This is a genomic window from Kitasatospora sp. NPDC057738 (assembly GCF_042798815.1).
Taxonomy (GTDB): Bacteria; Actinomycetota; Actinomycetes; order Streptomycetales; family Streptomycetaceae; genus Kitasatospora; species Kitasatospora lactacystinica.
The window spans coordinates 1-6,146 of record NZ_JBHVJT010000118.1; the positions used below are offsets into that span (position 1 = coordinate 1).

Consider the following 6,146-nt stretch of genomic DNA (forward strand, 5'->3'; position numbering starts at 1 on the left):
CCGGCGGCTTTCACCGTCACCAGCACGGCGACGACCCCGATCGAGGCCGGGGCCGTCGCCGGGATCCTGGCCTCCTGCCTGGGCTCCGACGCGTCGCAGTACCAGGCGGTGATCGCGGTCCGCGCTCCCGTCGCCTCGCCGGACACCGACGGCGTGGTCATCGCCGTCAACTCCGCCGGCCAGTACGTGCAGTGCGAGTCGAAGGGCCACCAGGGCAACAGCAAGTCCGTCCCCGCGACGTTCATCAACGACCGCCTGTGGGGCACCGGTCACCTGATCTCGTTCTTCGACAGCTTCAGCACCCCGGCCGGTGCCGGGCAGTTCCTCTCGCTGGGCGCCGGACACTACACACCCGATGTCGCCAAGGTCACCATCAGCTACGGCGACGACCCGACCCAGTACCCGGCCGTCATGGCGGGCGGCGCCTTCGCCTACACGGCGGCCGTCTCCACCGGAAGCAACGCGAACTCCTTCCCCCCGGCCCCCTACGTCCACGCCTACAACGCGGACGGCAAGGAGATCTACAACCAGAAGACCCAGCCCAACATCAAGGCCACCCACCCGTAAGCACCACACCGGACACCCGGTGGTGGGGCGATCAGCCCGGCGGCAGCGCGGGCCGCGAGCGGCTCCGCCCCACCACCCACCGAAATTGCTCAATCCTGCGCCCGGTCCACGGCCCGGCGTCGCCGCGCGGAACCTCGTCCGGATTGTGCGAGCCCTTCGGCTCTCCGCCGTCCATCCGGCCGCCTGCTCCTGCTCCTGCTGGGCAACCGCTCTCAAGGCGGCCTCCCCTGAGCAGTTCGGAGGTGCCGGCGGACGATGCCGAGCGATCGAGCGGCGCCCGGGCCGCGGACGCTGCGCGGGCAACGGCCGGATCGCAGAAGATCACCTGGTTGACGCTGGCACTGATGACGACAAGCTCCGTCGCGAGCCTGCGCGCCTCGCCCACCATGGCGGTGTACGGCCTCGCCTGTGTCTTCCTGTACCTGGTGCCGGCCATCGTGTTCCTGCTGCCCACCGCGCTGGTGTCGGCCGAGCTGGCCTCCGGCTGGAGCGGCGGTGTCTACAACTGGGTGGCGCAGGGGCTGTCGAAGCCACTGGCCTTCCTCGCCGTCTGGTGCCAGTTCGCCATGACGATCTTCTACTACCCCAGCCTGCTGGCCTTCGTGGCCAGCACGATCTCCTACGTGATCAACCCGGCGCTGGCCAGCAACGGCGTCTACACCGCGATCGTCATCGTGGTGCTGTACTGGACCGGCGTCTGGGTGTCCTCCCGCGGCACGAATGCCGTCGCGGGGCTGGCCTCCGGCGGTCTGATCATCGGCACGCTGATCCCCGGCACGTTGCTGGTCCTGCTCGGGTTCGTCTTCCTCGGCCAGGGCAACGCCTCCGCCGCACCGATGAACGCCTCGCACATCCTCCCCGAGTGGACCGGCATCGCCAGCCTGGTGCTCATCGTGAACAACTTCCTCAGCTACTCCGGAATGGAGATGAACGCGGTCCACGTCAACAAGCTCCGCGACCCGGCCAAGGAGTTCCCGAAGTCGATGTTCCTGGCCATGGGCATGGTGCTGCTGATCTTCATCCTGCCGGCCCTGGCCATCAGCTGGGTCATCCCGGCCGACCAGCTCAGCCTCACCGCCGGAGTCATGCAGGCCTTCGACGCCTTCTTCCAGTACTTCCACATCGGCTGGCTGGTCCCGATCGTCGCGTTCGCGCTCTGTGCCGCCTCGCTCGGCGGAATGCTCACCTGGCTGGCCGGCCCCTCGAAGGGCCTGCTGCTGATCTCCCGCCAGGAGGGCTACCTCCCGCCCTACCTGCAGAAGCTCAACAAGCACGGCATCCAGCAGAACATCCTGGTCACCCAGGGCCTGCTCACCACGGTGATCGCCCTGCTGTACGCACTGATCCCGAACGTGTCCAGTGTCTACTGGATCTTCTCGGTGATCACCACCCAGGTGTACCTGATCATGTATCTGCTGATGTTCCTGGCCGCCGTCCAACTGCGCCGCAAGCTGCCGGACCACCCCCGCGGCTACCGTGCGCCGGTGCTCACCACGCTCTGCGTGGTCGGCTTCGTCGCCTCCGCGCTGGCCATGGTGATCGGCTTCATCCCGTCCTCCCAGTTCGGCGGCGGCAGCGGCTGGACGTACGTCGCCATCGTCGGCGGCGGCCTGCTGCTCCTCGGAGTGGTCATCCCCTTCGGCTTCCTGAAGGCGCGCAAGCCCGGTTGGCGCCAGCCCGACGCGGACGCCGTTCCCGTGGACGGAGGCGCCGCATGAGCCCCACCCTGATGCGGTCCCAGCACCGCTGGATCTACATCGGCGCGATCGTGGTGCTGGTCGCCATGATGATCATCGGGCTGCTCACGTACACCCAGCAGCGGGCCACCAACGAGGCCCACCGAAAGGCGAACCAGCTGAACGACGCCCTCGTCGCCCAGGGCTTCCACTCCCAGGATGTCGAGAACCTCGCCCTCACCCTCGGCACCAGCGGAGGCCCCGTCTGCGACGACCCCAACTCGGCACTCAAACGCGCCCTCTGGCTGGTCCAGCTCTCCAACGGAGCAGGTGGCCCCGGACAGCGCCCGATCATCGCCGACCAGCGGATCCTTGAGGCCGGCGCCGAGGTGATCAAGGTGTACTGCCCGGACAGGCTGGACGACTACCAGAAGAAGATCAACAGCCTCAAGACCGCGGACGTGATCAATGACTGAGCCCGGACCGGCGAACGACCCGACCGACGACCTCGCCGACCGGGTGGCCGCACTCATGCCCCGGGCGAAGGCCGACCTCGCCGAGCTGGTCCGGATCCCGTCGGTCGCGGACGCCCGCCAGTTCCCGCCCGAGCACTGCCTGCACGCCGCCCAATGGGTCGCCGCGGCCTTCGCCGAGGCAGGACTGGAGGACGTCAGGCTCGCGGCGACCCCGAACGGCAGCCACGCGGTGCTCGGCCACCGACCGGCCCCGCCCGGAGCCCCCACCGTCCTGCTCTACAGCCACTACGACGTGCAGCCGCCCCTCGACGACTCCGCCTGGCAGTCCCCTCCGTTCGAGCTCACCGAGCGCGACGGCCGCTGGTACGGGCGCGGCGCGGCCGACTGCAAGGGCAACATCGTCATGCACCTCACGGCTCTGCGCGCACTGGGCGACGACATCCCGGTGGGCCTCAAGCTGGTGGTCGAAGGCTCCGAGGAGCAGGGCACCGGCGGGCTGGAGGCCTACGTCCCCGACCACGCCGACGAGTTGCGGGCGGACGCGCTGCTCATCTGCGACACCGGCAACGCGGCCGTGGGAATCCCCACCGCAACGACCGTGCTGCGCGGCCTGGCCAACGTCGTCGTGACCGTCTCCACGCTGGCCGGGGACCTGCACTCCGGCATGTTCGGCGGCCCCGCCCCGGACGCCCTGGCCGCGCTGATCCGCATGCTGGACTCCCTGCGCGACACCGACGGCACCACCCGCGTCAACGGCCTGGACAACGACGGCATCTGGCCGGGGATCGGCTACGACGAGCAACAGTTCCGCGCGGACGCCGGGGTGCTGGACGGGGTCGGGCTGCTCGGCTCCGGAAGCGTCGCGGACCGGCTGTGGGCGCGCCCGGCCGTCACCGTCCTCGGCATCGACTGCCCGCCGGTGGTCGGCTCCGCCGCCGCCGTCCCCGCCACGGCCAGGGCCCGGGTCGGCCTGCGTGTGCCGCCCGGCACGGACGCCGCTGCCGCGGCCGACGCGCTGGCCGCTCACCTCCGGGCAGCGGCACCGTGGGGTGCGAGGGTCGAGGTGGAACGGGAGGGCACCGGCTCGGCGTTCCGTGCCTCCACGGACGGCCCGGCTTACGCCGCTCTCGACCGTGCGGTGCGGGACGCCTACGGCAAACCGGTCTCCTTCCTCGGCCAGGGCGGCTCGATCCCGCTGTGCAACGTCCTCGCCGGCACGTTCCCCGACGCCGAACTGATCCTGATGGGCGTCGAGGAACCCCGCTGCCTGATCCACGCGCCGAACGAGAGTGTCGAACCGTCGGAGATCGAGCGGATGGCCCACGCCGAAGCGCTCTTCCTGCGCTACTACGGTGCCGACCACGGCCAGTCTTCGGACGGCGCCGCGTCTTCCTCGGCGGACTACTGCTGATCGTGGCCTCGTGCGTGCTGATCGCGCTCGCCAACGGCGGCGGGCTGGTGATCGCCGGCCGCGCTCGGCCGGCAAGGACTGTCCTGGATCGACGCGGGCATCGCCGCCGCCCGCGTGCCACCGATCCTGCGCACCAGCCCGGACATCCGGCGGGTCCTCGGCCGGCCCCTCGCCCCTTCGCCGAGTGAGCCGCCCGCAAGGCCGTCGCGTTCCGCTGGGACCGGGCAGCGCCGCGCGAACCCCGGGGCCGGGCACCGACCGGGGGCGCGCGGGGCGGCGTGCCCGGCGGGCTGCCGGTCGGGTGTCAGCGGCCTGTCGGTGACGCGTCGGTCGGATGCAGGTGGGCTCTGGGACCTTCGAGAGGTCCCGCCGGGTGCCGATCCGGCTGCGGATTCAGGGGAAGGGGATCTCTTGTGCATGACGTAGTGATCGTGGGCGCCGGCCCGGTGGGGCTGTTCCTCGCCTGCGAGCTCGGCCTCGCGGGCTGCTCGGTCCTGGTGCTCGAGCGGGATCCGGAACCCCGCTCGCCGTTCAAGGCGCTGCCGTTCGGCATCCGGGGCCTGTCCTCCGCCTCGGTCCAGGCGTTCCACCGCCGCGGGATGCTGCAGCAACTGCTGAAGGCATCGGGCGTCGACGATGCGCCCGGCGCGAACCCGGGACCGGGCGCGCCGTCAATTCCTCGTCGCGGTGGCCACTTCGCCGGCATGATGCTCGATCCGGCCAAGATCGACTTCGCGGCCCTGCCGTACCGGCTGCCCAACCCGGCACCGGAGGGCATGCCGACACACGTCGAAGCCATCGAGGCGGTGCTGGCCGAGCGGGCGTCCGAGCTGGGCGTGGACGTCAGGCGCGGCGTCACGGTTTCCGCCATCGCGCACAACGACGGGAGCGTGATCGCGCAGGCGGGCGAACACGCTTACACGGCACGCTGGCTGGTCGGCTGCGACGGCGGACGCAGTACCGTACGCGGGCTCGCGGGCTTCGACTTCGTCGGGACCGAGCCGCTGTGCACCGGCTACACCATGCTCGCCACCGTCGCCGACCCCGAGAAGCTGAGCCCCGGGTTCAATCTGACGCCGACGGGCATGTACCTCCAGCCCGCGGGGGACTACATCGCCGTGCTGGACTTCGACGGCGGCGCGTTCGACCGCTCGCGGCAGCCGACGCGCGACCATCTCCAGACGGTTCTGCGCCGGGTGTCCGGCACCGACGTGACGCTGAGCGAGGTCCGTCTCGCGTCGAGCTTCACCGATCGGGCGATGCAGACGACGGCCTACCGGCGCGGACGCGTCCTGCTCGCGGGCGACGCCGCTCACATCCACTCGCCCCTGGGCGGGCAGGGACTCAACGCCGGTATCGGCGATGCCCTGAACCTGGGATGGAAGCTGGCGGCGGCCGTGCACGGACACGCGCCGGACGGACTTCTCGACACCTACGGCCGCGAGCGCCGTCCGGTGGGGTCGGCCGTGCTCGACTGGTCGCGCGCACAGGTGGCGGCCATGCGGCCGGACCCGCACGGCCAGGCCGTCCAAGGGGTGATTCGCGACCTGATCAACACCCGTGACGGAGCGACCTACGTGTTCGAGAGGATGTCGGGATCGTCCATCCGTTACGACCTCGGCAGCGAGCACCCGCTGGTCGGCCGCAGCGCCCCGGACCTTCGCCTGGAGGACGGCACCCGTCTTGGCGACCTGATGCGGGACGGACGGGGCGTCACGCTCGACTTCAGCGCCGACCGATGCCTGCACGCTCCGGCGAGGGGCTGGGAGGGCCGGATGCGGTACGCGGCCGGTCCGGCGAAGGACGACCTCGGATTGGGTGCCGTGCTGGTCCGGCCCGACGGCGTGGTCGCCTGGGCAGGCGGCCACGCACCTGATCATGAAGGGTTCGAGCGGGCCGCGGGCCGCTGGTTCGGCAGTCCGGAGAGCTGAAACGGGCACCGCCCGGCACCCCGAGAACGTCCGCTTCCCCGAGCCCGGACGTCGGACCGTGCGGACGCGGTGACCCCTCCAGCCC

General features: G+C 70.9%; 5 protein-coding genes. All 5 read left to right on the forward strand.

The window, feature by feature from the left end; translation table 11 throughout:
- Window positions 1-567 (forward strand): hypothetical protein (locus tag ACFVGO_RS37515; protein WP_380636654.1); only part of this gene is annotated, 567 nt, incomplete at its 5' end.
- Window positions 568-794: 227 nt separating this feature from the next.
- Window positions 795-2,285: an APC family permease gene (locus tag ACFVGO_RS37520; RefSeq protein ID WP_380636669.1), complete on the forward strand. Its 1,491-nt coding sequence runs from the start codon at window positions 795-797 to the stop codon at window positions 2,283-2,285.
- A complete protein-coding gene (locus ACFVGO_RS37525) occupies window positions 2,282-2,719 on the forward strand; it encodes a hypothetical protein (protein ID WP_359914560.1) in 438 nt (145 codons plus the stop codon). Before ACFVGO_RS37520 ends, ACFVGO_RS37525 begins: the two co-directional genes overlap by 4 nt.
- On the forward strand, window positions 2,712-4,130 hold the full coding sequence (locus ACFVGO_RS37530; RefSeq protein ID WP_380636656.1) for a dipeptidase: 1,419 nt from the start codon (window positions 2,712-2,714) through the stop codon (window positions 4,128-4,130). Before ACFVGO_RS37525 ends, ACFVGO_RS37530 begins: the two co-directional genes overlap by 8 nt.
- A 413-nt stretch (window positions 4,131-4,543) precedes the next feature.
- Complete coding sequence (locus ACFVGO_RS37535) at window positions 4,544-6,061, forward strand: FAD-dependent monooxygenase (protein WP_380636657.1); 1,518 nt, start codon at window positions 4,544-4,546, stop codon at window positions 6,059-6,061.
- Window positions 6,062-6,146: the final 85 nt, after the last annotated feature.

Bases quoted from the DNA above. Each gene is read 5' to 3' on its own strand.
- ACFVGO_RS37525 (WP_359914560.1), top strand. From the start codon at position 2,282: ATGAGCCCCACCCTGATGCGGTCCCAGCACCGCTGGATCTACATCGGC.
- ACFVGO_RS37530 (WP_380636656.1), top strand. From the start codon at position 2,712: ATGACTGAGCCCGGACCGGCGAACGACCCGACCGACGACCTCGCCGAC.